This is a genomic window from Commensalibacter oyaizuii (assembly GCF_029953265.1).
GTDB lineage: Bacteria > Pseudomonadota > Alphaproteobacteria > Acetobacterales > Acetobacteraceae > Commensalibacter > Commensalibacter oyaizuii.
The window spans coordinates 806,690-832,494 of record NZ_JASBAO010000001.1 but is presented as its reverse complement, the minus strand read 5'-3'; the positions used below and the strand labels follow the sequence as shown (position 1 = coordinate 832,494).

The 25,805-nt window shown below is 35.5% G+C and carries 20 protein-coding genes and 2 tRNA genes; 12 read left to right on the top strand and 10 right to left on the bottom strand.

Going from position 1 to position 25,805, the window contains the following annotated elements:
- Positions 1 to 29: 29 nt before the first annotated feature.
- Positions 30 to 611 carry an SHOCT domain-containing protein gene (locus tag QJV27_RS03670; RefSeq protein WP_281447622.1) on the top strand — a complete coding sequence of 194 codons (582 nt, stop codon included), beginning with the start codon at positions 30 to 32 and terminating at the stop codon, positions 609 to 611.
- On the opposite strand, the gene QJV27_RS03665 is transcribed toward QJV27_RS03670, so the two are convergent.
- Positions 589 to 1,539, bottom strand: a complete 951-nt coding sequence (locus QJV27_RS03665) for a DMT family transporter (RefSeq protein ID WP_281447621.1) — start codon at positions 1,537 to 1,539, stop codon at positions 589 to 591. The two genes, QJV27_RS03670 and QJV27_RS03665, sit on opposite strands and share 23 nt — an antisense overlap.
- A complete protein-coding gene (locus QJV27_RS03660; protein WP_281447620.1) occupies positions 1,536 to 2,126 on the bottom strand; it encodes a TetR/AcrR family transcriptional regulator in 591 nt (196 codons plus the stop codon). The genes QJV27_RS03665 and QJV27_RS03660 overlap by 4 nt, the downstream gene beginning before the upstream one ends.
- Positions 2,127 to 2,323: 197 nt before the next feature.
- Between QJV27_RS03660 and QJV27_RS03655 the strand changes: the two genes are divergently transcribed.
- Both QJV27_RS03655 and QJV27_RS03650 read left to right on the top strand, forming a co-directional pair.
- The gene (locus tag QJV27_RS03655) at positions 2,324 to 2,782 is read left to right on the top strand and encodes an NfeD family protein (RefSeq protein WP_281447619.1); all 459 of its coding nucleotides are present in this window, start codon (positions 2,324 to 2,326) and stop codon (positions 2,780 to 2,782) included.
- Positions 2,783 to 2,802: 20 nt separating this feature from the next.
- The gene (locus QJV27_RS03650; protein ID WP_281447618.1) at positions 2,803 to 3,792 is read left to right on the top strand and encodes an SPFH domain-containing protein; all 990 of its coding nucleotides are present in this window, start codon (positions 2,803 to 2,805) and stop codon (positions 3,790 to 3,792) included.
- A 590-nt stretch (positions 3,793 to 4,382) separates the two neighbouring features.
- Here the strand turns inward: QJV27_RS03650 and recG are convergent.
- A complete protein-coding gene (recG, locus tag QJV27_RS03645) occupies positions 4,383 to 6,497 on the bottom strand; it encodes an ATP-dependent DNA helicase RecG (RefSeq protein WP_281447617.1) in 2,115 nt (704 codons plus the stop codon).
- Positions 6,498 to 6,569: 72 nt separating this feature from the next.
- Here recG and QJV27_RS03640 point away from each other — a divergent pair, with 72 nt between their 5' ends.
- From QJV27_RS03640 to QJV27_RS03620, 5 genes are all read left to right on the top strand, one after another.
- On the top strand, positions 6,570 to 6,848 hold the full coding sequence (locus tag QJV27_RS03640) for a succinate dehydrogenase assembly factor 2 (RefSeq protein ID WP_281447616.1): 279 nt from the start codon (positions 6,570 to 6,572) through the stop codon (positions 6,846 to 6,848).
- An 11-nt stretch (positions 6,849 to 6,859) separates the two neighbouring features.
- A complete protein-coding gene (gene mfd, locus QJV27_RS03635; RefSeq protein WP_281447615.1) occupies positions 6,860 to 10,336 on the top strand; it encodes a transcription-repair coupling factor in 3,477 nt (1,158 codons plus the stop codon).
- A gap of 237 nt (positions 10,337 to 10,573) precedes the next feature.
- Positions 10,574 to 11,467, top strand: coding sequence for a LysR family transcriptional regulator (locus QJV27_RS03630; RefSeq protein WP_281447614.1), 894 nt, complete (start codon positions 10,574 to 10,576; stop codon positions 11,465 to 11,467).
- Positions 11,468 to 11,670: 203 nt separating this feature from the next.
- Positions 11,671 to 12,138 carry a hypothetical protein gene (locus tag QJV27_RS03625; RefSeq protein WP_281447613.1) on the top strand — a complete coding sequence of 156 codons (468 nt, stop codon included), beginning with the start codon at positions 11,671 to 11,673 and terminating at the stop codon, positions 12,136 to 12,138.
- Between the two features lie 22 nt (positions 12,139 to 12,160).
- Positions 12,161 to 12,616 (top strand): DUF805 domain-containing protein, encoded by a 456-nt coding sequence (locus tag QJV27_RS03620; protein WP_281447612.1) that lies wholly within the window; start codon positions 12,161 to 12,163, stop codon positions 12,614 to 12,616.
- A 39-nt stretch (positions 12,617 to 12,655) separates the two neighbouring features.
- Here the strand turns inward: QJV27_RS03620 and QJV27_RS03615 are convergent, their stop codons facing one another.
- Positions 12,656 to 13,600 carry a hypothetical protein gene (locus QJV27_RS03615; RefSeq protein WP_281447611.1) on the bottom strand — a complete coding sequence of 315 codons (945 nt, stop codon included), beginning with the start codon at positions 13,598 to 13,600 and terminating at the stop codon, positions 12,656 to 12,658.
- Between the two features lie 131 nt (positions 13,601 to 13,731).
- Here QJV27_RS03615 and QJV27_RS03610 point away from each other — a divergent pair, with 131 nt between their 5' ends.
- Together QJV27_RS03610 and QJV27_RS03605 are read left to right on the top strand one after the other, a co-directional pair.
- Positions 13,732 to 14,715, top strand: a complete 984-nt coding sequence (locus tag QJV27_RS03610) for a bile acid:sodium symporter family protein (RefSeq protein ID WP_281447610.1) — start codon at positions 13,732 to 13,734, stop codon at positions 14,713 to 14,715.
- 67 nt (positions 14,716 to 14,782) lie between these two features.
- Positions 14,783 to 14,873, top strand: a tRNA-Ser gene (locus QJV27_RS03605).
- 1,388 nt (positions 14,874 to 16,261) lie between these two features.
- Here the strand turns inward: QJV27_RS03605 and QJV27_RS03600 are convergent.
- The 3 genes from QJV27_RS03600 to QJV27_RS03590 all read right to left on the bottom strand — a co-directional run bounded on the left by QJV27_RS03600 (position 16,262) and on the right by QJV27_RS03590 (position 18,456).
- Positions 16,262 to 16,352, bottom strand: a tRNA-Ser gene (locus tag QJV27_RS03600).
- 544 nt (positions 16,353 to 16,896) lie between these two features.
- Entirely contained in the window at positions 16,897 to 17,676 is a 780-nt protein-coding gene (locus QJV27_RS03595) for a LexA family transcriptional regulator (RefSeq protein ID WP_281447609.1), read from the bottom strand.
- 261 nt (positions 17,677 to 17,937) lie between these two features.
- Entirely contained in the window at positions 17,938 to 18,456 is a 519-nt protein-coding gene (locus QJV27_RS03590) for a GNAT family N-acetyltransferase (RefSeq protein ID WP_281447608.1), read from the bottom strand.
- A gap of 129 nt (positions 18,457 to 18,585) precedes the next feature.
- On the opposite strand from QJV27_RS03590, the gene QJV27_RS03585 reads away from it, so the two are divergent.
- On the top strand, positions 18,586 to 19,155 hold the full coding sequence (locus QJV27_RS03585; protein WP_281447607.1) for a YdcF family protein: 570 nt from the start codon (positions 18,586 to 18,588) through the stop codon (positions 19,153 to 19,155).
- Positions 19,156 to 19,797: 642 nt separating this feature from the next.
- Here QJV27_RS03585 and QJV27_RS03580 read toward each other — a convergent pair.
- Complete coding sequence (locus QJV27_RS03580) at positions 19,798 to 21,129, bottom strand: restriction endonuclease (RefSeq protein ID WP_281447606.1); 1,332 nt, start codon at positions 21,127 to 21,129, stop codon at positions 19,798 to 19,800.
- Between the two features lie 644 nt (positions 21,130 to 21,773).
- Between QJV27_RS03580 and QJV27_RS03575 the strand changes: the two genes are divergently transcribed.
- Entirely contained in the window at positions 21,774 to 23,693 is a 1,920-nt protein-coding gene (locus tag QJV27_RS03575; protein ID WP_281447605.1) for a hypothetical protein, read from the top strand.
- A 159-nt stretch (positions 23,694 to 23,852) separates the two neighbouring features.
- Here QJV27_RS03575 and QJV27_RS03570 read toward each other — a convergent pair whose 3' ends face one another.
- Positions 23,853 to 25,121: a Y-family DNA polymerase gene (locus QJV27_RS03570; RefSeq protein WP_281447604.1), complete on the bottom strand. Its 1,269-nt coding sequence runs from the start codon at positions 25,119 to 25,121 to the stop codon at positions 23,853 to 23,855.
- The gene (locus QJV27_RS03565) at positions 25,118 to 25,570 is read right to left on the bottom strand and encodes a LexA family protein (RefSeq protein ID WP_281447603.1); all 453 of its coding nucleotides are present in this window, start codon (positions 25,568 to 25,570) and stop codon (positions 25,118 to 25,120) included. The genes QJV27_RS03570 and QJV27_RS03565 overlap by 4 nt, the downstream gene beginning before the upstream one ends.
- Positions 25,571 to 25,805: the final 235 nt, after the last annotated feature.

Sequence of the window (25,805 nt, the reverse complement as noted above, 5' to 3'; positions counted from 1 at the left end):
ACTTTTTATAATCAATAGGTAGTATATTAATGTCATTTAATTTCAGAGATGCGTCCGTTCAGCAACGAACACTAGAGTTTCAAAGGGTGGCTCGGTTAAATAACATTAGTTTTAATGCACATCAAAAATACTTTGATCTTTTAACATCATCGCTAGGTAATGATGAAGAAATTCGCCGTATCTTAACGGGGTATACGCTTGCTGCGGATAAGTATTTAGGGCAAAGTTTATTGTTTTTGTTAAAAAATCGAATGATCTTTGTCATAAGAAGATTGTTTATTTTTCCAACAATTAAGACGATATATTTAGAAAAAATAAATTCGCTGGAATATTATAGCTTTACAATAAGAAAAGGGATTGATGTTATTGATAATAACGAACAGATCCAATTTGTGGCTTATCAAAATAAAGACACAATTCTTGAATTTATTTATACAGCACATGCCTTAATCGAGGCTTTACGCCAACAAAAAGTAGTGTCGGAAGATCGTGTTCCCACGAATAAGGACGTAATTTCAGACCTTGAACGTTTAGGGATTCTTTTGGAAAAAGGAATTTTGACACAAGAAGAGTTCGCACAGCAGAAGGCTAAGATATTAAACGATTTTTAGAATGACATGATATCAATTTTCTAGATGGCCATGTGATAATAATTAGACAAATGATGATCAAAGTAATTCCCATCCACCCTGTGGGAGATAGCTGTTCTTTGACAATAGTAACCGCAAGAAGAGTTGCAACCACAGGTTCCAATAAAGTAATAGTGGTTGCAATGCTGGCTTTTACATTTTTTAAACCATAACCAAAACCAACATATCCTAAAAACATCGGAATACACGCCATATAAATACCAACACTGATATTTTGCCAAGAGGTTAAAAAAGAGCCGCCTGTTGCTATTAAAACAGGCATTAATAAAGTACCACCTATACCAAATATACTGCCCATAGCAGCCTGAGACGGAATATTATTTTGAATCAATCGCCGTGCAGCCCATGAATAAAATGCATATGTGAATCCAGCAATTAAACCCATGACGACACCAATAAACATTGTTGAATTGGTCTGGGATATTATGTGCCCTGATTGTTGATGATGGGGGTATGATAATAATGCAATGCCTATACATCCAAATATTGCCCCAGTCCCCCATTTTAAAGTGATTTTCTGACGATCCAATATCGCTTCAATAAAGGCGGTGATAATAGGGGCTGAACCAATAGATACAACATTGCCAATAGCAACCCCAGCCATGTTCATGGATTTATAAAAAGCCAACGGGTAAATCGCAACGGCAAGTCCACCCAATACGATATAAATCCACTGTTTACGCAAGGCAGATTTATATTTACAAATTATACGACTGTGAAATCCAGCTTGTAATAACCCCCCAAATCCCATGGCAGCGGCCCCGATGGCAATAGCACTGACAGTAGGGGCAAAGGTAGCAGCAACCCCAGTGGTTCCCCATAAAAATGAAGAAAATATAATACAAACTATACCGTATATATATTGTTTTGAATGATTACGATTGTTCATGATTGATCTAGCAAAGAAATAGCAATTTGTTTGGCTTGAATGATTAAGTCGCTGTTCCCCGCTAACCCAGAGCGTGTAATGGCACCTTCCAATAAAAATGACAAGTGCTTGGCTAATATATCGGCCTGACTACGGTTGTAATCAGAACATTCACATAAATGATCGTAGAGGAGTTTTTCAATTGTTTCCTTGTGATTTTTGACAATCTTTCTGCCTGGGGCGTTGGCGGGCAATTCTGCAGCAGCATTTAATAATCCGCATCCTCGAAATCCATGATCGTACCCACGTTCAGCATGATCAATATAAGCATCAAAAACGGCTAGTATTTTTTCAACAGATGTATTGGCATGGCTCAGTCGTTTTTCGTATAAATTCAGCCATTCTTGGTGACGAATGTCAATGTATTGCGTAATTAAATCTGCTTTTGAGGCAAAGTTATTGTAAAGGCTTTTTTTGGCAACATTTGCTTTTTTAACGATGGTATCGATACCTGTGGCTGTGATGCCATGTTCATAAAACAAGTTAGCAGCCGCATCTAATATTTTTTCTCTGGCATTTTTGATAGGTGGGGTCTTTGAGTGTTTCATAATATATCCATTACAACAGTATGTAGACCGATCTACCTATTTAGATAATAAATGTCAACTTTGATCTGCATTTAAATGTCGTATCGGATTTTTTCAATTAAACTGTATTTGATTTGAATTATAGCTATTTTGTAGAAATTAGTATAAACGACTGACACATTCGTAGTAATGATAGGGATAAGTAAAGAGGTGCATCAATGAATATCGAATCATTGTGGTGGATATGGGTTGTGATAGGGGTGGCTTTTTTACTTATAGAATTATGCACCACAACCTTTTTTGCATCATGGATGGCTTTAGCAGCAATTGTTCCCACAATTTTATCATTCGTTTATCCCAATTTATCGATTGAATTACAAATCCTATTTTGGGTCGTCGCAGTGATTATATGCAGTGGGTTGTGGGTATGGTTTTCTAAACGTGATACGCCTCATCACAGTTTTGATAATGAAATCGTTGGGCAAATCGGAATTTTAGCAACCGCATGTGATGATCAACAAAATGGGGTAATATTGCTACAAAAACCCATTCAGGGAATGTCACAATGGTCTTGTATTTCTAACAGTTATATTCCCGCAGATACGCGTGTAATCGTTACCGAAAAAATTAATCCTACCTTGCTGCGTGTCGATTTTCAGAAAAAACAAACAATATAAATGTGTATAGGGAATTTTGTATGAGTACAGGGTTTGTCGCAATTATTATGATATTAATTGCTGTAGTGGTAACTTTATCCAAAGGCGTTCGTATCGTTCCCCAAGGTCAGCAGTGGATTGTCGAAAGATTGGGTAAATACAAGCAAACATTGGGCGCGGGATTAAATATTGTTGTTCCTTATATCGATAGGGTTGCTTATCGTTTATCAAACAAAGATCAGATTCTAGAAGTTCCCAGTCAGGATGTTATTACTCGTGATAATGCTGTTGTTACAGTGAATGCTATTTGTTTCGTAAAAATTGCCGATCCACAAAAAGCAGCCTACGGGGTCGAAGATTACGAACAGGCAACATCCAGTCTTGCAATGACGTCGTTGCGGGCAACAATTGGTAAAATGGATTTGGATGAAAGTCTATCTTCCAGAGATATTATCAAGGCTGAATTGTTGGGTGTTATGGCCGATCAAATGACGGACTGGGGATTAATTTTACGCTCCATAGAGATTCAAGATATTGCCCCTTCGGCCTCGATGCAGGGGGCAATGGAGCAACAAGCCGCTGCAGAACGTCAACGTAAAGCCATTGAAACAAGAGCAGCAGGAAATAAACAGGCCGCTATTTTAGAGGCAGAAGGGATCAAACAGTCCACGATTTTAAGGGCTGAGGCCGAACAAGAATCTGCGACAAGGCAGGCCGCTGCTGCCATATCCTTGGCAGAGGGAACAAAAAAGGCCAACCAGCTTCTTGCAGAAAGTATCAGTGGTGAAGGAGGGCAGGCCGCCTTAAATTTCCAATTAGCAACACGTTATGTGGATGCCTTGTCCGCTTTATCCCAAAGTAATAATACTAAAATTGTTGCGATGCCCTCAGAGTTATCGCAATCAATAGGTAGTTTAATCAATGCAGGGGTTATATTGGGAACAACAACAGAGAGTGTTGGAGGGAAAAGTCAACTTAAGGAAAAAAACAGCACAAACTTTTCATGGAATACTGAAAACAATTTCTCTTAGCTTAAAATTAAAGCAATTTTTATCGACATAAAGCAAAGGAAAATAAGGTTTTTATACACTTATCAATAGTTACGCCTTTGCTTTATAAGTGGGGTGGGTAATAGCAGCTGCTGAATGTAAAAAGTATCAATAGCAAGGTAGGAGTGATTTTATTTATAGCTTTTATACTATTTAATAGACGTATTAGTAATATTAAGTTTTTTCATCCAGTTTCGAAAGACCCTTGAACTTTTGTTCGCTTTGTTCATCTTATTGTTATACAGGTTTATCATTGGGGACGGAATTTTCTCTATTTTATCCTATGGATTGTGATCATTTTTTTAATTTATACTTATTAATAAGTTTCTGCATCTCTTTAGTAACGTGCCCAGTTGTAATATTCTTTTGCTATTGGTTAATATATATCAAAAAGTATAGTTACGGGCTTATTTTTTCATCGATAGGTGGCACAAATTTAAGAGCTTCACATGCAATGCTGCTAAAATTTAGTTTTTTTTATATTTTAATCAGTTTTCGCACAAAATGCTTAAAGTTTTTTATAGCTTACAGGTAAATCATAAAGATGTGTTTATACTTCTTAACTAAATTGATTATCCAGAACGCAATAACCGCCCAGAATCATTTTTACCAAATATTCGTAACAAACATTCTATTGCCTCTTTATGGGTGGGTGAAGCTGTTTTTTCGTGTTCTATCCACAGTTGGGCCTGTTGCCATGCGGGGTTGATCCACTGCTCTAATCGAATTTCGTCTACAACTTTAAAATCTGGTAATCCAGATTGCCTACGTCCAGTGACCTCTCCGCCGCCACGAATTTTAAAATCTTCGTCAGCAATTAAAAAACCATCCTCAGTGTCTCGTAATAAGGCAAGACGCTTTTTTGCCGTATAATTTAGCGTATCATCATGTAACAACAAACAATAAGATTGTTTTGAACCCCGTCCCACACGCCCGCGTAGCTGATGCAATTGTGCCAATCCAAAACGTTCGGCGTGTTCAATGACCATAATATTAGCGTTGGGAATATCAACACCAACCTCAATAACGGTGGTTGCAACCAGTATTTTGGTGTGTCCTTGGGCAAACTGATCCAGTGCATTCTGACGTTCTTGGCTTTCTTGTTGACCGTGGGCCAGACCAACCTGATGATCGCCAAAATAATGTTTAAGTGCGTTATAGCGGTCTTTGGCGGCTGCTAGATCCATAACTTCACTTTCTTCGACCAAAGGACACACCCAAAAGATTTGGCAGCCTTGATGAAGGGCGCGTTCTATACCTTGAATGACTTTGTCCATGCTACTGAGGGTATGCAGTGTGGTTTGTATAGGTTTTCGCCCCACAGGTTTTTCGGTCAAGCGGCTGACTTGCAGTTCCCCCCACCGTGTTAATAGCAAGGTTCTGGGAATAGGGGTGGCAGTCATAACCAAAATATCAGTATTTTCGCCTTTATCACCTAGTTTAATCCGTTGCTCGACACCAAAGCGATGTTGTTCGTCAATAATAACTAAAGCCAGATTATTAAATTCTACCCCTTCTTGAAATAAAGCGTGTGTGCCGATGGCTATTTTCCCATTGCCAGCTTTGATCTTTTCTAGAACCTCTTTACGGGCATTTCCTTTAACAGCACCACTAAGGTAAACACTTTCAACGGGGGCTAGCTTTGAAAAAGTATGGAAATGCTGTTTTGCCAAGATTTCTGTTGGGGCCATAATAGCGACTTGGTAACCGGCTTCAACTGCATGCAAAGCGGTGATAAGTGCCACGATTGTTTTTCCTGCGCCAACATCCCCTTGTAATAATCGTAACATGCGAAAGGGACGTTCCAAGTCTTGCTTGATCTCATTTATCGCTTTTTCTTGGGCTTGGGTAAGGGGAAAGCCAAAGTTTTTAAGGGCTTGAGTAGTTAAATTATGATTGCCAATTAAAGATCGGCCAGAAATTCGTTGGACAGAGTGTTTTGCCTGTCCAATAGCTAATTGTTGAGCAAATAATTCATCAAAAGCCAATCGTGAACGTGCGCGGCTGGCCGCGGCTTCGTAAGATTGATCATCAAACAAATTAGGAAAATCCCCAGGGAAGTGTAATAAATGAAGTGCTTCTTTAAAAGTTGGCCATTGATGTTGTTTGATTAGTTCTATATCCAGCCACTCAGGCAATACAGGGCAGCGTTTTAATGCTAACCTTAAGGCTTTGTAAAGATTTTTGTGAAATAATCCCGCAGTTAAAGGCCATACTGGTTCAATTAAGGGAACAGCATATTCATTTTCAATGGGCTCAAGGTAATGGGGATTGGTAATTTGTAAGCGATTATTGTATGTTTCAAGCAACCCAGAAACAATGATAGAGGATTGTGCTTGAACCTTTTTTGCTTGCCATTGAGAAAAAAAGACCAATTCTGCTGTACCCGTTCCATCAGTAACATTGACGCGCCAAGGTTGTTTACTGCGTTGGGGTCTTTGAATATGGGTCGTTTGCACTTTAATGGTTACAATTTTCCCAGGGATTGCATTTTTTAATTGAGGGCGATATCGTCGATCAACTAAATTATCAGGCAAGTGAAATAATAAGTCGACAATTCGATCCCCTCCCACCGCATGTTTTATAAGTTGGCTTAACTTTGGACCAATTCCTTCTAAATCATGTAAAGGTGCCAGTATTGGGGCTAGGGAAAGATGTAGGGTTGCAGAAAGAGGGGGGGTAACCATGGATTGGCTCGGCTAGAATAAAAAGAATGTTGTCACTATAGAATATCTTGTATTATGGAGCAAAAAGAAAATATGTCCCCTTTAGAGATTCGCAAACGTCGTATTTTATATCAGGCCAATCATCGCGGTACGTTTGAAGCAGATTTGTTAATTGGTTCTTTTGCCAAATATTATATCGATCATATGAATGAACAAGATTTAGATGAATTAGAGCGAATTATGACATTCGAGGATGCAGATTTGACTTTATGGCTTACAGGATTTAAGTCAATACCAGCGGATGTTAACAGTCCAATGGTGCAGCAAATGGTTCAGTTTGCTAAAACAATACATTCTAATAACAATAAGTAAGGAGACGATGGATGGGGGACGCCTCTTCAGAACAGCAACGTCATTTTTTGCCAATATGGGGTGTGCCTGATGGGTATGACGCGTTTTTATTACGTCGTCATGCGCTGGAATGTTTTACTAAAGACAAGAAGACCCTGGTCCATGTGGCGCGTAATGACACAGAAATGACCAGATTGGTTGACTATCTCAACTTTATCGATCCAACCTTAGAAGTATTACGTTTCCCTGGTTGGGATTGCCTTCCTTATGATCGCGTATCTCCCAATAAAACTATTACGTCTGAACGGGTTGCAACCCTGACACGTTTACTGGAACCCGTTACAACGCCACGAATTGTTTTAACGACTGTTTCAGCATTAATTCAAAAAGTTGCACCGCGTTCTGTGTTTTCAGGTCGTGCTTTAAATCTTAAAAAAGGGGACAGTCTAGATCAAGAGTTCTTGGTCGAGTTATTGGTATCCCAAGGATACAATCGTACTGACACGGTGATGGAGGCTGGGGAATTTGCAATTCGTGGACACTTGTTTGATATTTATTTAGCGGGTGAGGATGAACCCGTGCGTCTGGATTTATTTGGGGACGAAGTGGATTCAATTCGTTGTTTTGATCCACTAAGCCAACGCTCAACCCGATCAATTGATGCGTTAATTTTACGTCCTACAGCGGATTATTCTCTTGACGAAGAAAGTATTGCACGATTTCGAACCAGATGGCGCGAGTTATTTGGTTCAACCGCCACTAGCGATCCACTGTATGATGCAATTTCTAATGGCAGGCGTTATCAGGGGATTGAACATTGGTTACCCTTGTTTCATGAAAAGATGGAAACTTTTTTTGATTATGTTCCCAATCTTTCTTTATCCTTTGCTCATCAAGCTGAGGAAAGTTTGCAACCTCGATTGGAAATGATCACTGATCATTATGAGGCTCGAAAATTACCTGTAAGACCAACAGAAGTTCCCTATCGTCCATTGTCTCCATCCTTTCATTATTTAAATCGTGAAGAATGGGATCATTTAATTGGCCAGTATAAAGTATTTTCATTTCAACCTTTTGCTAAACCCGAAGGGGCAGAAGGCGTTGATGTGGGGGGCAGACCTGGTATTATGTTCGCCAAAAGTCTAGCACCTTCTGAGCGTGAGAATGTATTTTCCCTTTTTGGCAAACGTGTGGCTGAATGGAATTCAGCAGGTCGTAAAACCCTAGTCGCTGCTTGGAGTAAAGGGTCAAAGGAACGGATCACTACTTTATTAAAAGAACACAAAATTCTTACCCAATCGATTGAAACTTGGCAAGAGGTACAACAATTTAAAGGGGGTGCGGTTGGTTTATTAACTCTTGGCTTGGATCATGGATTTGTCGCTGAAGATTTTGTTTTGGTTTCCGAGCAAGATTTACTGGGTGAACGGATTTCACGTCCCCAACGTCAACGTAAAAAAACCGAACAATTTATTGCAGCCGCCTCTGAAATCAGTGAAGGGGATTTAGTTGTTCATCAAGAGTATGGCATAGGTTGTTACCAAGGTTTAATTAATTTAGAGATCGGTGGGGCACCCCACGATTGTCTTTCTTTGATGTATCAGGGTGAGGAAAAGCTTTTTTTACCTATTGAAAACATTGAGTTATTAAGCCGTTTTGGATCGGATCAGTCAGGTGTGGCATTAGATAAGTTGGGCAGTCCAGCCTGGCAAAAACGTAAAGCCACTATGAAGGCCAGAATACGGGATATGGCTGACATTTTATTGCGTACAGCTGCAACCCGTTTGATGCGCGAAGCCTCAGTCGAAATACCGCCCGAGGGGTTATGGGAAGAATTTTGTGCACGTTTTCCTTTTATCGAAACTGAAGATCAATCCAGAGCCGTTGCAGATATTCTTCAGGATTTATCCTCTGGTCGTCCGATGGATCGTTTGATTTGTGGGGACGTCGGTTTTGGTAAGACAGAGGTTGCATTGCGCGCAGCCTTTATTGTGGCAATGGGGGGATCACAAGTGGCGGTGGTTGTGCCAACAACATTGCTTTCTCGTCAGCATTATCGAACCTTTATTAAACGTTTTGAAGGGTTTCCCATTAAAATTGCACAATTATCACGGATGGTAACGGCCAAGGAAGCAACCCAGGTAAAAAAAGAGATTGCAGATGGTTCTGTAAATATTGTGATTGGGACGCATGCTCTGTTGGCCAAAAACATTCAATTTGCCAATTTAGGGATGTTAATTATTGATGAAGAACAACATTTCGGTGTTGCGCATAAAGAGAAGTTAAAGGCATTACGTGAAGATATTCACGTCTTGACGCTATCAGCAACACCTTTGCCACGTACGCTACAGCTTTCTTTAACTGGGATGCGTGAAATCAGTTTAATTGCAACACCACCGGTAGATCGATTGGCTGTGCGAACATTTATTATGCCTTTTGATCGTATTGTTATTCGTGAAGCATTGCAACGTGAACGTTTTCGTGGGGGACAAGCTTTTTGTGTGGTGCCACGATTACAAGATTTGCAACCCCTACAAGAACAATTACTAGATATTATTCCCGATTTACGATTAGTGCAGGCCCATGGGCGATTAACCCCGACCGAGCTGGAACGAGTAATGACAGAGTTTAGCGATGGAAAATACGATGTATTGCTGTCGACCAATATCGTTGAAAGTGGTTTGGATATGCCATCGGTAAATACATTGATTATTTACAAGGCAGATCGATTTGGTCTGGGGCAACTTTATCAATTGCGTGGTCGCGTGGGGCGCGGTAAACAACGAGGGTATGCTTATTTAACATGGCCGCAAAATCATTTTCTATCCAAAAACTCAGAAAAACGTCTGGAGATTATGCAATCGCTGGATAATCTGGGGGCGGGTTTCACTCTTGCATCACATGATTTGGATTTACGTGGGGCAGGGAACCTGCTGGGGGAAGAGCAATCCGGCCATATTCGCGAGGTCGGGGTTGAATTATATCAAAAAATGTTGGAAGAAACCGTGGCCGCCCTACGAGCAGAGAAAAATAACCAAACCATTGAGGACCAAGATTGGAGCCCTAACATCGTCTTGGGGCTGCCAGTATTAATTCCCGAAACATACGTTATTAATTTACCTGTAAGGCTTGGATTATATCGTCGCATTGGAAACATGGTCAATGAAGATGAAATTGAGGCCATGCGTGCCGAGTTAATTGATCGTTTTGGTGCAATTCCTGATGAGGTATCGAACTTGTTGGATGTAATGAAATTAAAGCGATTATGTAAAGAGATCGGTGTACATCGTCTTGAGGCTGGTCCCAAGGGGGTTGTGGTTCAGTTCTTTAATGGAAAATTTAAAAATCCAAATGGATTGATCCAATGGGTTGCAGGAATTGGGGATGGATATATGAAATTGCGTCCTGACGGAAAATTGGTTTATTTACGTGAAACACCTTTTGCAAAACGGATTCAACGTTCTTATTTTCTTTTGAAAAAATTAAGGGAAATTTATTATAGTTCATAATTATATTAAATATTATGAAAACTATTTACTATTTGGATAGTAAATAGTTTTTTTTATCTTTTAAGTTGAGTAAAACAAGCCCTATTCATATATAAAAGTAACTATATTTCTATAAAATAAAATTGTCACTGTGTAATAAATTTAAATCAAAGTTCTTTTTATTGTATAGTATTTTTTATTTTAATACCTATATATCTTCCTATTGCTTTTTATATTTATTAATTGGGTTCAGAAGTCATGCTGCAAAAAAACATTAATGATCTTTTAGTTTTTTTAGTCGTAGCCAAAGAGCGTAGTTTTACCAAGGCAGCATCCAAGTTAGGCGTCTCTCAATCTGCATTAAGTCATACCATGCGTAATTTAGAAGCACGTTTAGGCATTCGTTTATTGATGCGCACCACTCGAAGCGTCGCACCAACAGAAGCTGGAGAGTTATTACTTAAAAACATTGCCCCACGAATACAAGAGATGGAGCAAGAACTAAATAGGGTGGTTGAATTTAAACAACAACCAGCAGGAACCATTCGTATCACCACAGACGAGCATGCCGCAAATTTTGTTGTATGGCCTAAGTTAAGAGGGTTCTTGCGTCAATATCCCGACATTAAACTAGAAATTGATGTTGATTTTGCTTTAAAAGACATAGTGAAAGAACAATATGACGCAGGGGTAAGATTTGGTGAGTTGGTTCATAAAGATATGATTGCTTTTCCAATTAGCCCAGCTATGCGCATGGCAGTTGTTGCATCCCCTGCCTATTTAGAAAGAAAATCAATCCCCAAAAAACCAAAGGATTTATTGCAACATCAATGTGTTAACTTGCGCCTTCCGACTTCTGGTGGTTTATTTGCGTGGGAGTTTGAGGTTAATCAAAGAGAAGTAAAGGTACATGTTGAAGGGCAGCTGATTTGTAATACAATTACACAAATGTTACAGGCAGCATTTGATGGTTTTGGTTTTAGTTATGTCCCTGAAGATGAAGTAAATATGGCTATACAGCAGGGGCGTCTTATAAGAGTATTAGAAGATTATTGTCCTTATATTCCAGGATATTATTTATATTATCCCAATCGTCGTCAGCATACTTATGCTTTTTCATTATTTTTGAAAAATTTTCAAAATCATAAATAATTAAGAGATTGTGGACATGTCAAATTGATAATATGTGTTTTGAAGCATATACTATCAATTTGGCTTTTGGTAAGAAGTGACATCGCAATATTTAAGGTAAAAGCTTATAATAATTCTATTCTTAACAGCAATTAATATATATAATCTGAATAAAATATAATAATTTAATATATCAAAATATTGTTGAATTTGGATAGACCATAATGAATGATCTTCTTATTGCTCGTTTTATACATGTCTTGTCTATCGTTATCTGGATTGGTGGAGTTTGTATGGTAACAACAGTATTGTTACCAACAATTAAACGATACTTCCCTGTCAATAATCGGTTAGAAATGTTTCATAAAATCGAGTCAAGATTTGCAATGCAAGCCCGTATTGTGGTTTTGTTAGCAGGGCTTTCTGGGTTTTATATGGTATGGCGTATGGGTATGTGGAATCGTTTTGAGTATCCAAATTTTTGGTGGATGCATGCTATGGTATTGGTATGGCTGATTTTCATGGCGATGCTATTCATCTTAGAACCTTTTATTTTGGATAAAAAGTTAAAAGTCATGTCTGTTCAGCAGCCTGAAAAGACATATATTAAAGTGCAAAGGTTGCATTGGATATTACTTATACTTAGTATTATCACCATTATTGGTGCTGTTATTGGCAGCCATAATTTTTAATTTTATTTGGCGCGGATAATCAATGCATCAGGAAGTTCAAAAAATTCTAATCAACATTAAAAAAATGCCAAAGGGGTGGCTAGATGCCTTTTATCACTATGCAACTTACAAAGGGCGAACCAACCGATTAGGTTTTTGGTCTTTTGCAATTCTTAATGCCTTTATTTTATTAACATTGTTCATTATTGATGAATTATTAGCGTTAATTTATCGTATTTATATTTATAGATTTTATATTGATATCCATCTGTTATTCACAATTTATGCTTTAATTAGTATTGTGCCTTCAATTTGTTTATGTATACGACGATTACACGATCTAAATTTAAGAGGATGGTGGCTAATTTTATTAATTGTACCATTTCCATATATGTATATAAATTATATATTTCAATTAATTTTACTGATCGCTGTAAATTATCCCAGCGACGAATATAATCGTTTTGGTCACAAACCAGAAAAAGATTTCACCATTTAAGGATTTTCCTACAGATGGGGTGTCTGTAGGTGAATCTGTCTACCATATGGGAATAGGCACATTATTAACCTTAAATAAATTCCCTTGCCATTGTATATTCCATTTTAAAACATTGTCACCCGCTGATGTGCCCGCAAATTTGGCCAAAATCAAGCCTGTCTTTAATTTTGTATTCTTTATGTTGCTGCTGGCATCAATCAAGGCTTGCATATCACGAATGGTAATTACACCTTTAGCAGCTTTTAATCTGGCCTTATTATTTAGCTCTACCGTGCCGTTCGCTGTAATAGTGCTGAGGGCATTGCTGACGACAAGATTGTTGATGGTTACTGGAATTTGTGAATTGGTTGCTTTATTACTACTACTGGTTGCAGCCAGAAGTATCGGAAATGTTTGGGCTGTTGTTGTAAAATTAACATCCCCTTGGGTTGGAATGAATGCACTGTTTTTTGAATATTGAGGAGAGGTCACAAGCCCAGAAAAACGAACTTGTGCATTAACGTTATTACCTTGCTTTGTGATCTGCATAAAAATCTGGCTGATTTTATACGATATTTTATTATTGCGTAGGGTTACATTACGCCACGTAAAATTAATTTTTTCATTATCTTTTGAATTGTCTAGAAGAGGTTTGAATGTGTCACTGTAATATTGTTTATTACAGTCTTTCATTTGATGATTTAATACGATCGCCAATATTCCTGTTGAGGTTACATTGGTTATTCTTTGAAATTGATCATTAGACAAATCAAGATTATTTTTGTTTACTGTTAATTCCTTTGTAATCATCTTGACAGTTGGATTATCAGATGCTTGAACAACGTAATTATCAGCAGTCAATGAATTTGTACCAAGTTGGCTAGAGTTACTACTAATATTTGAACAAAAACTGTGCCATGATTGTGATGCATGGGCTTGGTAAGGATTGAGGGAAAAGGTAAAAGTCATTCCAAATAATATGGGTAGAACGATATTCTTATTCATAATGTTAATTTTTACAGTAATTATTGATATTGCTTACAAATTATATAAAGGAATTGTGGAATATTAAAGGAATATTTACATTTCCAACAGCTCATCAATTTTATTTTATTTTATTTTAAGGTTATGTTTTAATGTTAAAATTGGTTGATCCTTTTCTTATTTCTTTAATATCAACAGTTTTGTTGGCCAGTTTTTTCCCTTGTTATGGTTCAGGCGTGATTTTCTTTGATCATCTGGCCACGATTGCCATTGCACTTATGTTCTTCCTACAGGGTGCGAGATTATCTCGTGGTGCTATGCTTGAGGGATTATTACATTGGAGACTGCACTTATTAATTTTTGTATGCACCTTTATCATGTTTCCAATATTGGGAATAATGTTGCATTTACTTTTTCCCCATCTGCTGATGCCTGGATTATGGAGTGGGGTGATTTTTCTGTGCTGTTTACCGTCTACGGTTCAGTCCTCTATTGCGTTTACATCCATTGCTAGGGGAAATGTACCCGCTGCAATTTGCTCTGCAACGGCATCTAATTTATTAGGGGTGTTCGTCACCCCTTTATTAGTTGGTATTATTTTTAGCAGTAACCAAGGACATTTACAACCAGGCGGCAGTTTAGATATTGTGTACCAATTATTATTGCCCTTTATAATTGGACAATTATTACAGCCATGGATTGGGGATTGGGCATTACGTAACAAGCGTCTTTTATCTTTTTCCGATAGGGGATCTATTTTAGTTGTTGTTTATAGTGCCTTTAGCGAAGCGGTTAATATGGGGCTGTGGCATAAACTGGATGTCGAGCAACTGGTTTATGTTTTATGTATTGATACGGTGCTATTATTTTTGGTTTTAGGGATCACGGCATTAATAAGTAAAGTATTAGGTTTTTCATTGGCTGATCGAATCAGTATTGTTTTTTGTGGATCGAAAAAAACGCTGGCTTCTGGGGTTCCGATTGCGAATGTTCTATTTCCAACGTCAGCAGTTGGGGTAATCGTTTTACCTTTGATGATTTTTCATCAAATTCAATTATTTGTCGTGACAATTTTGGCCAGATACTGTGCAAAACTGCGTGATAAAGAAGATGAAACCAAAGAGGATATACATTAATTTTGCAAAATCTTAAAATTATGCTTGCCAAGACATAAGAAAATCGGATATGTAGTTTTTACAAAATGGAGAGGTGGCCGAGTGGTTGAAGGCAGCGGTCTTGAAAACCGCCGTGCGTTAATAGCGTACCGTGGGTTCGAATCCCACCCTCTCCGCCATTTTATACAATATTACCCCCATAAAATTAAATATGATTCTTTTAAAAACATGCTTTCTTTAAGCATTTTATTTATAAGTTTAGAACCTTCTATTATTTTTTATAATTACTAGAATGTTAAGATAGTTGAGAACGTAAGAGGGACATTTATTTTGAAAGCGGTTTTCGTAAAGGGGATAATTAAGTTCACTATAATCTTTTAGATAAAACTGTAATTTGTATTCATAGAGTTTTCATGCGATATGGCAAGATCAGAAAACATTTATCTTTTTTCTATATTACTTTTGATCTAAAACTATCCCTATGCCCATAGCATTACAAAATTTACTTGCACATTCTGTCAACAAACAAGAAATTAAAGAAGCTAAGGAGCCAGTTTTAATTACCTGATAGTGCAATATTTTAAAAACAAAATCTCATTGTAAAAGATAATATATAGATGCTCTATTTAATGTTGATTGGGTGGTTAATCGTGGGAATGAGTTAAACGTTACTAACGAGAGCAATGTTGGAATAGACCTAGTTGCAGTAACGTTAGATATAAATATCATGTCGTTCAACGTAAATTATAGACTAGATAAAGCCAAATAGACAGTTTTTTACAGCATCAGGCAAGAAATATTTTTCTCATTATATTATAATGACAGCAACGAATAAATAGATAAAATATGCTGAGAAAGCCTTAAAAGATATTGCAAGATTAAAAAAATGGCTTTTGATGCAGAGTAACGTTGATGATAAATCGTTGTGGTGATGGCTGGACACGTAATAATGGTGTTATATTTAGTTTCTAGCTCGTCATTGTCTAGTTAAAGTATGAGCGAGTGGACGCGAGACAGTTGCATAGAGATTAATAGATTTACTATTTGCCCTGATAATAAAGTTGGTAAAAAGATGTCAAATTGCCGTTATTTATAAGCACATTACAGCATTACAAATATTTCAAAGGTAGCATATGATTCTATTGTCAATGGTAAATCTGCTTCTGAAAGGGTTACGAAAAGCCAAAGTGTTATTGATAATAAAAAAACAGAGATTACAAACAATGCTAGTGACTGGGCAATCGAGACCATAAAAAATGCAAAATATCTTTTAGAGTTTTTTTATGTGTATTTATTGTCAGCTTTAAAATTAATGAAATTGTTAGAAATTTACCAATGTTAGAAATATAAATTAATTATAACAACCGAAACAATAAGATCAAGCCCTTCAGATAAAAGGTTTGACCACAACAGAAAACTATAATAATTGTTTGGAATTACATAATGTAACTAAATCTTTTCGTCTTGTGCCTTATGTTAATAACAAAATATAGCGAAATAGATTTTGTATTGAAAAAAACTTTTAGTTTAAAGGTAAATTGTCAAAGCGATACGTTATATTACTTTATGGCGGAGAGAATGGGATTCGAACCCATGGTACGCTATTAACGCACACACGCTTTCCAAGCGTGCGCCTTAAACCGCTCGGCCATCTCTCCAGTAAGATTGCCTTTATATAAAACAGAACATAACGAATTTTTTCAAAGAGGCAAGAAAAATTTTTCTTTTAGAGAAAAATTTTGTAATTCGTAACAATACGTACGCATCAAATCTATTCCAGTAGCGTTTGTTAGTATTACAATTTAATTAAAGTAAATATATACGGGGATTGCTTATTAATATTTTCAAAAAATTACATAACGAAAAATAAATCCCGCAATCTTAAGAAATGAGGGGTTAAAGTACGATTTTTACTGATCATTATAAAAGTCAATTTTTTATTTTAAGTTTGATTCTGTTATAATATTAATCGATACTGTTTAATACAGAATAGCAATATTACATTAACAAAATGTATTGTAATGAATCTTTACACTTAAAGTAGTTATTAAAGAAGGGAGGCGGATAAATGAAATTATCCTGATAGATGCTCAAGCTGGGATAATAATATACATCTATATCCTCCCGAGTTGCGTGGTTTATAAATTATATATGGAAAATTTTCCAAAATCAATTATTTAATAGGAATTATTTCCTATTTTGCTAAAAAGATATTTTCTCGACTATGTTATAGCAACCAGTAACCAGTGCTTGTATTTCAATTGTAGGTGGATCGTCCAAATTACCGATTAAGGTATTACTATAATGCTTAAGGGTTGGTTTTGGCAGAATAATTGGTTGTAAAAACTCAGGATTGTCACTTTTTGGCCACAGAAAGAACTGTCCGTTTTCCCTGATTTGAACAATTTTTAATGTCATTTCATAATGACTATATAAAGAATCATGTTTAGTTACAACGACGCAGTCGCCATTTTCTGGTAAACGTTCTAATTCTTGAAAAGGGGTGACGATTACTATTGATCCTGTGGGATAGAGCAAATTCATAGAATCATCTTTGATGATTAATCCATAACGAGAAGTGGATAAGAATCTAGAATCTTTTGGTATTGTTAAGGGGATATATCTAGATGGAGGCCAATCTTTATTCTTCTTCCATTGTTTTGCATTCAGTTCGCCTCGAACATAAATTGTCTCTGTAGGTATGGCATATATCTCTGTATCTTCGTCATTCTCATTATGAACAGGTTGATTTTGCAATTCCTTTTGAACGGATTGGTCAATGGGATCTAAAAAATAATTAACGTCTATATTTAATGCTTTTGCTAATTTAAAAAGATTTTCTGCCTTGGGTGAATTTTTGGCGTTTTTAAGTTTTCTGATAAAATCAGGACCTAATCCTGCATTAATACCTGCTCGACTAGGTTTTACCTGTTTTTCTTTAAGAATATTATGTATTTTATCTAGTAAAACTTGGTTTTTCATAGAACATTTTTACTCATATTTATTCGCTTATGTCATTCGTCTTTTATTCCGATATTTATTATAAATAGGAATAAATTCCTTAATTTAAACCAAGCGATGAATTATGATGAAAAATGATTTTGTGTAAGGTAGGAATAATTTTTTTAAACCAGAACGTACCATAATGATTGTGGGCAAGATATTATGCCATTAGGCATGTTTACCAAAAGTATATATAATATGTGATTTAGATTTACCTATCGTTGCGAGGTAACTTGTCGTCTACAAGTCCAGTTTCATTAAGATATCTATTTGTTTATCATTTCCGACCATAAAAACATGACTATCAAAAGAACGAAAACCATTCTTTTTATAAAACTGAATTGCCTTGTTATTATGTTCATATACACCAAGCCAGATATAATGCAGAGAATTTTGCTTGCCAATTTGTATAGCATGTTGAAGTAAAGATTGACCCAAACGTTGTTTTTGAAAATTTTGTAAAATATATATCCTCTCTATTTCGAGTGCCTTGGGATCTTTAAATTCAGTTTGTGCAGAATTAAAGTTAATTTTTAAATATCCTGCTAATTTTTGGTTATATATTGCAAAATAAAAGCAAGAATTTTCATTTTTGATTTCAGTAGATAATTGTTGTCGTTCAAAATTATTGTTTAGATAGGATTGCATATCGCTTATAGAACATGAAGAGGCAAAAGTTTCAAAAAAAGTTTGTCTGCTTATGTCTTGTAATTGAGGTAACTCGTCAAGAGTTACACGTATTATTTGTAATGAATTCATAAATTTTATTCTTTAAGTTTTTTTTGGAAAAAGATGGGACAATTGAATTTCATTATTATATATAGTGCGTTTAATAAAGAAATGATTTAGATATTCATATTAAATTAAGTTTTTTAGATGGATTTTCCTATGGTTCTAAATCATAAAAAAAAGTGGCTTGCAGCTATTTTCTTTGTTTTTGTATTTTTGGTTTTGTCAGTAATTGTATGTGGTTTGCGTAATAATACATTCAATGCTGATTTAATTGTTGTTCTGGGTAATAAAGTTTTTCCGGACGGCGATCCGAGCGAAGCGTTGGTTGCACGTTTGAATGAGGCCATAAGAATATATGATGACGGTTATGCTCCTTACATTTTGGTTAGCGGTGGAACAGGTATAGAGGGACATGATGAATCTGTTGTGATGAAACAATATTTGATAGATCATGGTATCCCTGAAAAGAACATTATAAATGACGGGAAAGGGGTGAATACACGTGCAACTGCGCAAAATACAGCAATATACATGAATGATCATCATATGAAATGTGCTATTGTTATTTCTCAATATTATCATATTGCGCGTATTAAATTAGCTTTTAACATGGCTGGAGTTAAGTGTTTGGGCAACGCTGCACCTTTTTACTTTACTTGGGAAGATTTTGTAAAAGTTCCTAGGGAAATGATGGGGTATGTATTTTATTATTTTCGTTTGAAATAAATAAAATTTGATTTTACTTACTTTTATATAACTATTATTGATAACATTATATTTGTGAGTAGTTAACCATTTTAATATTGTAATTTTTACAACCATAGGTTTTAAAAATAGTTATTATCTCGATAGAAAAAAATAGCTAGAGAATACAATTTATTATGACATAATAGTTAATCGTAAAAGTAGTATTTGCTATTTACTTTATTTCAAAGGGTGGTATATTGACTATTACAGATTGCTTTTTCTATCTGTATATTTACGCATTTACACTATGTTTACTTACATCTAATTTATAATAAATAAATTAGATGTAAGTTTTTTTTATAGAAAATCATAGTAATATTTATAAATTTTGTTGTTTTATTATGAATATAGCAGGTATTTCTTTCAAATTTAGTGGAAGAAGATTTGATACTGATTATAGTATTATGCTTGGTAATTTGTAAAAGTTATATTCAGTAACTTAAAAATATTTTTTACCCGCTCTTATTTTGTCGTATAAATACGAAATTATTCAAAAGGCGACAATTATTATTAGTATGAATGGTATTTATTTTTATCAGAGGACAAAAGCGGGATGGCTAATACTATAGGTATTTTATTAAATATTAAAAATTTAGTTGGTTAAGATACCAGAAATGTAGTTTAACGTAACGAAAGTGCAAATTCTTGTAATAACTCATGGTGAAGTAAAGCAACATGGGTAGAAGATGCGAGTTGTCGAGCAGACGTTGTATACGGTGCATTAGATACAACAGCAGTATAATGGGCATGGTAAAAACTTTTGGCAGCATTCACCTCTTGAACGGCTTTATTACCGACAGGCTTGCTGTATAATTTGCACTGCAGAATAAGGATAACATCATTTTTCATAGCAATCACATCTGCACCTTGATCACCACTTGCTGTTGTAACTTGTGCATCCCATCCAATTTGACATAATAGATCAGCGCAATATGCTTCGTAATCTAAGGGTTTCATTTTCGGAGAATATATATGACGTTGTTTATTTTTACTCTTAACTTTCTGATTGGCAGAGCGAGGAAAGTTTTTGGCTGTTTGAACAATTGTCTTAAAAATTGATTTTTGAATGTAAGGGTAGAAAGATTCTAATTTTGTTTCGTGTAAAAGAGGTTTTATTTTTGTTTTGATAAAACGATTAATTTCTTGGAACCACTTATCTTTTATTAATGAACCATATTCATCAGTATAAATTAATTGATCCCTTCTAATATATAATATTTTTGCGTATTTTTGTATTTCACGATTAGCAATTTTTGTGGCTTTTCTTCTTTTATAATAAAAAATCAATAGAATTAGTAATTTTTTGCATAATTTCCAGCATGGTTTCGTTAAGAAAAACAACAGAGTCAATACACCCATACCATATAATAGTTTATTTTTACTTTCGGAAATACTAGGAAAATAAAATGAAGTTATAAAATTACGTTCTTGGGTAAAAGGAGTAGGTAAGTTACTGATATTATGGTCGTTAATATACTTAAGTAAAGCAGTTACAACTTTACTGGTTCCCGCCAATGAAACAGGAATAATATCGTGGTTATAGGTAATATAGGCGGTATCTTTTGATGTCAGTTCATGCAAAAACTCCTTGAGTTGTATAATTGAAAGGCTTTTGTTAAAAATCAAGTAACCAGGTCTCATGTTAAGAGTTGATTTAGGAAGTTTTATAATTTGCTGCCCTATAGTCAATGTCAGTGTTAGAGCAGTATGATTTAGGAGTTGATCTTTTCGTTGTGTGTAAACTTGTAGAATAGCATAACGCTGAGGCATCAAAATTAAAGAAATAGTATAGTTATTTTCTGATCCTGAGATAATAAACTGTTGGGTGGACGTGTTTGTACTACTTTGCCAAATAGGGGTACGTTGAATGGTATATGTATTTGCAAAAGATACGGGGGAATATACGAAACAACAATATAGGATAAAAATAGAAGGTAAAAATTTAAATTTCATAAAAAGTCTTAAATTATTATAGGTATTTCTATTTATTTTATACCTAAAGTTGCGGTTAATTTAGGGAAGATTTTGGAAACTGTAAAGTAAAAAAACTCTAGAGATTTAAACGAAATGCCCTGTTAAGTTACCCTATTAATTTATGTATCAGATACACCATGAATATTAAGAGGTAATATAAATCATATTTGGAGGATATATTGAGTCTAAAAGTCTGCATTTCTTAAATATATTCATCTACTCACTAAGTTGTTTTATGGAAAAGGATAATGGTATGATTTAATTAACGTTGATTAACGCAGGTAATGCTATTTATCGGGTATAATACCAGATAAAATTGAATCCATTATTATGGCTGTAGTATTTACAGTTGTTGTACTGCTTTGTATTTTGATCACAAGAGAGATATAGCAATGTCGTGAAATTTATTTTGAACTCTTGTGCCAACTATAAGAAACCGATGCTAAATGGACCAAAACATGTTGCCTTTAAGCTAGACGATATCAATTCTGTAACATTAGTGCAGCATATTGTTGATTGAAATGTGTAGATAAAAATATAGTTTAATTATTTATTTGAAAGAATATTACTTTATAGTATAATATTATAAATAAAAATATCAATTTTAAATAAGATATATTTTAATGAAAAAAATTTTATGTGTAATATTACTTCAAGTAAGTATTTTTTCTTTGTCTACAGCGATGGGTGCACCCAATAATTATTATCAAAGTCAAGTATTAATGGGGCCTGTTTTCTCTATTGGTGGGACACAAAATAACTATAAATCTCCAGGTCAGAATATAGATCCTTATATCAACCCTCATTCATTATTATTAGGGGGGCAGAGGATAGAAGCTGCTGATGGTGGGCCAGAAACCCCAGCAAGTAAACTTGCTGCTTATGGTTCAAATTCTTCTATTATATTGAGAGGGCATCCTGATGGGTTGATGGATCTTGGTTGTCTGACTTGTACGGTAATGACCAACAATTCAGTTTTTAATTCTAGAGCTGCGTTAACAGGAAATTTAACTGCTATTGAAAACATAGCGAATGATCCTTCTTTTGATACTGTTTTACATTATGATGAAACCAGTAATGTAGAACCCATTCTAACTTTAAAAGGAGTAACGTATGATGCTAATCATATATTCTTACCATTAGGATCATATCTTACCCCTGAACAGATGGCACGTATTCATCCTAATCAGTATATCACAACGAATTCTATTTCACTGGATGTAAAGCAAAAAGATATTAGAACGCATGATAATGGTTTGTTTGATCACACATCTGCACAATCCCTTAACCCCCATAATTACTATGTATCAACAGTTAAAAGTGTGGCTGAGGATGGAAGTAGTATTGTAGTCAATGGGTGGGGTATACAAGGAGGAAACGAAACAGGTCATTCATGGATGAAAGGGGATGTTCCTACGTCTGTATATGATACTGTTCGTAGCAATTTCAAAGAAGCTGTTGCAATGATAGGATCTCCTACTCAAACGGGTGGTAGAAATTTGTATGTGACGTATGATCCGATTGCTAGACCAGATAGCTCAATTGATTATGTTAACGGTGATGAATTTAATATGCATTATAATGGAGGTCAATCAAATGAAGCGACGATGAGGGGTATTGTAATTGCTTTTGATTGTGGGGGGGCAGCATTTGACGGTAAAGGCAAATGCTATCATCCAACTTACGACAGTGTAGGTTTATTAATTAATGGTAATAATCTTCCTAATGGAATTATAAATACGATACCGAGTTGGGGAAATGAATATAAAGGTTGGAATTTTTATATTCCTGGTTCGGCAGCACCAGAGAGGTCAGGTGGAAGACATACGTCTTTTGAAAGTTTTACCCCAACATTAGACGCAAACAATCAACTTATTACGCGTTCGTGGGTTCAAAGAAATGATACTAACATATCAGAAAAAGAAACATGGAAAAATTACCAAGTCGATTTGGGTTTAGTTGTGAATGGCACCCGTTGGAATAGTGAGGCAAATAGTGGTGTTCAAATGGGATATATTTCATTTAATTATTCATTAGATAATGTAGGTGGGGTTTGCTTAATTGGTAATAATACGACGTCTTCTGATACGAATGTTCCTGGACTATGTATTCGAGCCAACGGTGAAGTTTATAGTGCCTCGACGTTTCATCTTGCAAATAATTCTATAATTATGGGGCATAGTGAGCGAGGAAATAATAAAATAGGAGCTATATTACAGCCTAATACTGATGGTGATTGGTATGTCGGAACACAAGTTGCTGGTGGTGCTAATATACGAGGTATTAATGGAATATATGCAAAAAACATTAATGCGCCCATTAGTAAAATTACATACCTTCAAGATGTAGCATTGATTAGAGCACAAACAACTACACAAACATTTAATATGATTAAAGCTTCAGTACATTTCCCTTCAGATCATGTATTTTGTGGTGATTGCTTAAATAAAGGACAGGCTGTAGGACAAGGCACTGGTCGATGGATATTTATGGATACTGCCAAAACCTGGCGTAGTGATGATGGCGCGATAGCTGTTAATTAAAAAAATCATCTCTAGCGTCAATATGAGTATAATTATTAATGATTACACTCATTTATTTTAAATAATACTGATCAAGATAAAGAGGTGGTAGAAATCCCTGCTATTAAAATAACATCTCGACATTACTATTAAAATCAATATAGGAAAAATATGGATAACTCATACAGCCTTAACCACAGGTAATTCATCCCATCGGGTCGTATATCGTTGACTTAAGTGGTTGCGTTTTAAGTTCCATGATGCTGTGGATTTGGTTGCTCCAAAAGCGATTTTATTACGTCCCATTTTTTTATTAATATTATCAAGGGTTTGCATTAAGATTTCACTACGTTTTTTTGCTTCGTCAGTATTTGTGTTACTGAAAATATTAAGCTGATTTTTATCTTGTCCAACGATGTCCAGCATCATGATACCAGCCTTTTGATATAGGTAGTTCTTTTTGTATATACGACGCAGCCCATTTTGTGCGGCTTGGATAATTTCCCTTGTATCACTGGTTGGATAGAGAAGGGGAATGGCAATAGAGGGATGGTATTGTGATTTTATTTTGTGAAACCGATTGGTTTTTAAAAATACTAACACAGCTTGTGCCAAAGAATGTTGTGATCTTAATTTTTCAGCGCCTCGACTGGCATGAATACGAACGATGTCTTCTAAATCATGAAAATCGTTCGTTGCATTTCCAAAACTGCGAGAAGTCATGATATTTTTCTTAAGGGTGTGTGTGCCTTCTAGATCTATACAAGGGATGCCACGTAACTCTAAAATAGTGCGCTCCATGACTACTGAAAATTGCTTCCCTAAAAAGTGTGCATCGCAATTTCTAAGTTGCCAAGCAGTTTGAATGCCCATATTTGATAACTTTACAGATAGCCGACGGCCAATGCCCCAAATTTCAGTGACAGGGAATTGTTGCAAGATTGATGCAAATGCAGGATGGTCAGGGTTTAAAAAATAAACACCTTGATAATCCGTATTTTTCTTTGCAACATGATTGGCAATTTTAGCCAAGGTTTTAGTTAATGAAAGACCAATTGAAACAGGTATTCCCGTACATTGGTGAATAATTTTTCGTAAAGCAATACAATATTCAGTAGCATTTTGTTTATTTTGCAAATGCAAAAAAGCTTCATCGATAGAATATAGTTCTGTATCGTAAATATATTCTTGTACGATAGAGAATACCCTCTGACTCATATCGCCATATAGCTCGTAATTTGAACTAAGTAATGTAATTTTCTTTTTAATATGAGGTGGTATTTTAAAGGCGGGCATACCCATTGGAACATAAGGTTTCAGTTCGTTTGATCTGGCAATAACGCATCCATCGTTATTGGAAAGAATACCGATAGGTTGACCTTCCAGTTTGGGGTTAAAGGCACGCTCGCAAGACGCGTAAAAGTTATTACAGTCTAGTAGTCCAATCATTTACGTCGGCTTCTAAATGAATGAATGTTATGGATGACTACCCCCCATATACAGGTTTCCTTATCTTTAATTTCAATTGATGGATATTCGGGATTACCTGATTGAAGATAAGGTACATTGTTTTTAAATGCCAGACATTTACACGTCAGTTCTCCATCCAATGCAACAATGACAATATCCCCTGATATAGGGGTAAGAGAACGATCAACGATTAGCAAGTCACGGTCAAATATTCCGTAATCAATCATTGAATCACCCGATACACGAATATAGTAAGTAGAAGATGGATGTGTAATTAAATGTTCTGTTAGGTCTAACGGTTTTTCTAAATAATCTGTTGCTGGAGAAGGGAACCCAGCACGAACATAAACCTCAATACAAGGTAAATACCGTCTTTGATCATGATCATAATGAACAGGACTGATCTGGGTTACAATTGTTTTAGCCACCGCTAATCTCCACATTATAGATAGAGTTAATAAGTGGGAACGGTATCGAACAAAAACAATATATTGGTATAAGAAAGATGGATCATATTAGAGAAATTTTACGATTATTTGTCAGATAGATTAATATCTTTTTTATTTAAGATATTCGAAGCGACCTAAAGCAGGTCGCTTTTTTTGTGTTTATTTCCCAAAAAATAAATCGGTTTCGTTCAAACAACGCCATAATTCCATTTAA

Coding starts and splice junctions, on each gene's coding strand:
- QJV27_RS03670 (WP_281447622.1), top strand. CDS start 30: ATGTCATTTAATTTCAGAGATGCGTCCGTTCAGCAACGAACACTAGAG.
- QJV27_RS03625 (WP_281447613.1), top strand. CDS start 11,671: ATGAATGATCTTCTTATTGCTCGTTTTATACATGTCTTGTCTATCGTT.
- mfd (WP_281447615.1), top strand. CDS start 6,860: ATGGGGGACGCCTCTTCAGAACAGCAACGTCATTTTTTGCCAATATGG.
- QJV27_RS03640 (WP_281447616.1), top strand. CDS start 6,570: ATGTCCCCTTTAGAGATTCGCAAACGTCGTATTTTATATCAGGCCAAT.
- QJV27_RS03650 (WP_281447618.1), top strand. CDS start 2,803: ATGAGTACAGGGTTTGTCGCAATTATTATGATATTAATTGCTGTAGTG.
- QJV27_RS03595 (WP_281447609.1), bottom strand. CDS start 17,676: ATGAAAAACCAAGTTTTACTAGATAAAATACATAATATTCTTAAAGAA.
- QJV27_RS03575 (WP_281447605.1), top strand. CDS start 21,774: ATGAAAAAAATTTTATGTGTAATATTACTTCAAGTAAGTATTTTTTCT.
- QJV27_RS03590 (WP_281447608.1), bottom strand. CDS start 18,456: ATGAATTCATTACAAATAATACGTGTAACTCTTGACGAGTTACCTCAA.
- recG (WP_281447617.1), bottom strand. CDS start 6,497: ATGGTTACCCCCCCTCTTTCTGCAACCCTACATCTTTCCCTAGCCCCA.
- QJV27_RS03660 (WP_281447620.1), bottom strand. CDS start 2,126: ATGAAACACTCAAAGACCCCACCTATCAAAAATGCCAGAGAAAAAATA.
- QJV27_RS03585 (WP_281447607.1), top strand. CDS start 18,586: ATGGTTCTAAATCATAAAAAAAAGTGGCTTGCAGCTATTTTCTTTGTT.
- QJV27_RS03615 (WP_281447611.1), bottom strand. CDS start 13,600: ATGAATAAGAATATCGTTCTACCCATATTATTTGGAATGACTTTTACC.
- QJV27_RS03580 (WP_281447606.1), bottom strand. CDS start 21,129: ATGAAATTTAAATTTTTACCTTCTATTTTTATCCTATATTGTTGTTTC.
- QJV27_RS03630 (WP_281447614.1), top strand. CDS start 10,574: ATGCTGCAAAAAAACATTAATGATCTTTTAGTTTTTTTAGTCGTAGCC.
- QJV27_RS03620 (WP_281447612.1), top strand. CDS start 12,161: ATGCATCAGGAAGTTCAAAAAATTCTAATCAACATTAAAAAAATGCCA.
- QJV27_RS03610 (WP_281447610.1), top strand. CDS start 13,732: ATGTTAAAATTGGTTGATCCTTTTCTTATTTCTTTAATATCAACAGTT.
- QJV27_RS03655 (WP_281447619.1), top strand. CDS start 2,324: ATGAATATCGAATCATTGTGGTGGATATGGGTTGTGATAGGGGTGGCT.
- QJV27_RS03665 (WP_281447621.1), bottom strand. CDS start 1,539: ATGAACAATCGTAATCATTCAAAACAATATATATACGGTATAGTTTGT.
- QJV27_RS03570 (WP_281447604.1), bottom strand. CDS start 25,121: ATGATTGGACTACTAGACTGTAATAACTTTTACGCGTCTTGCGAGCGT.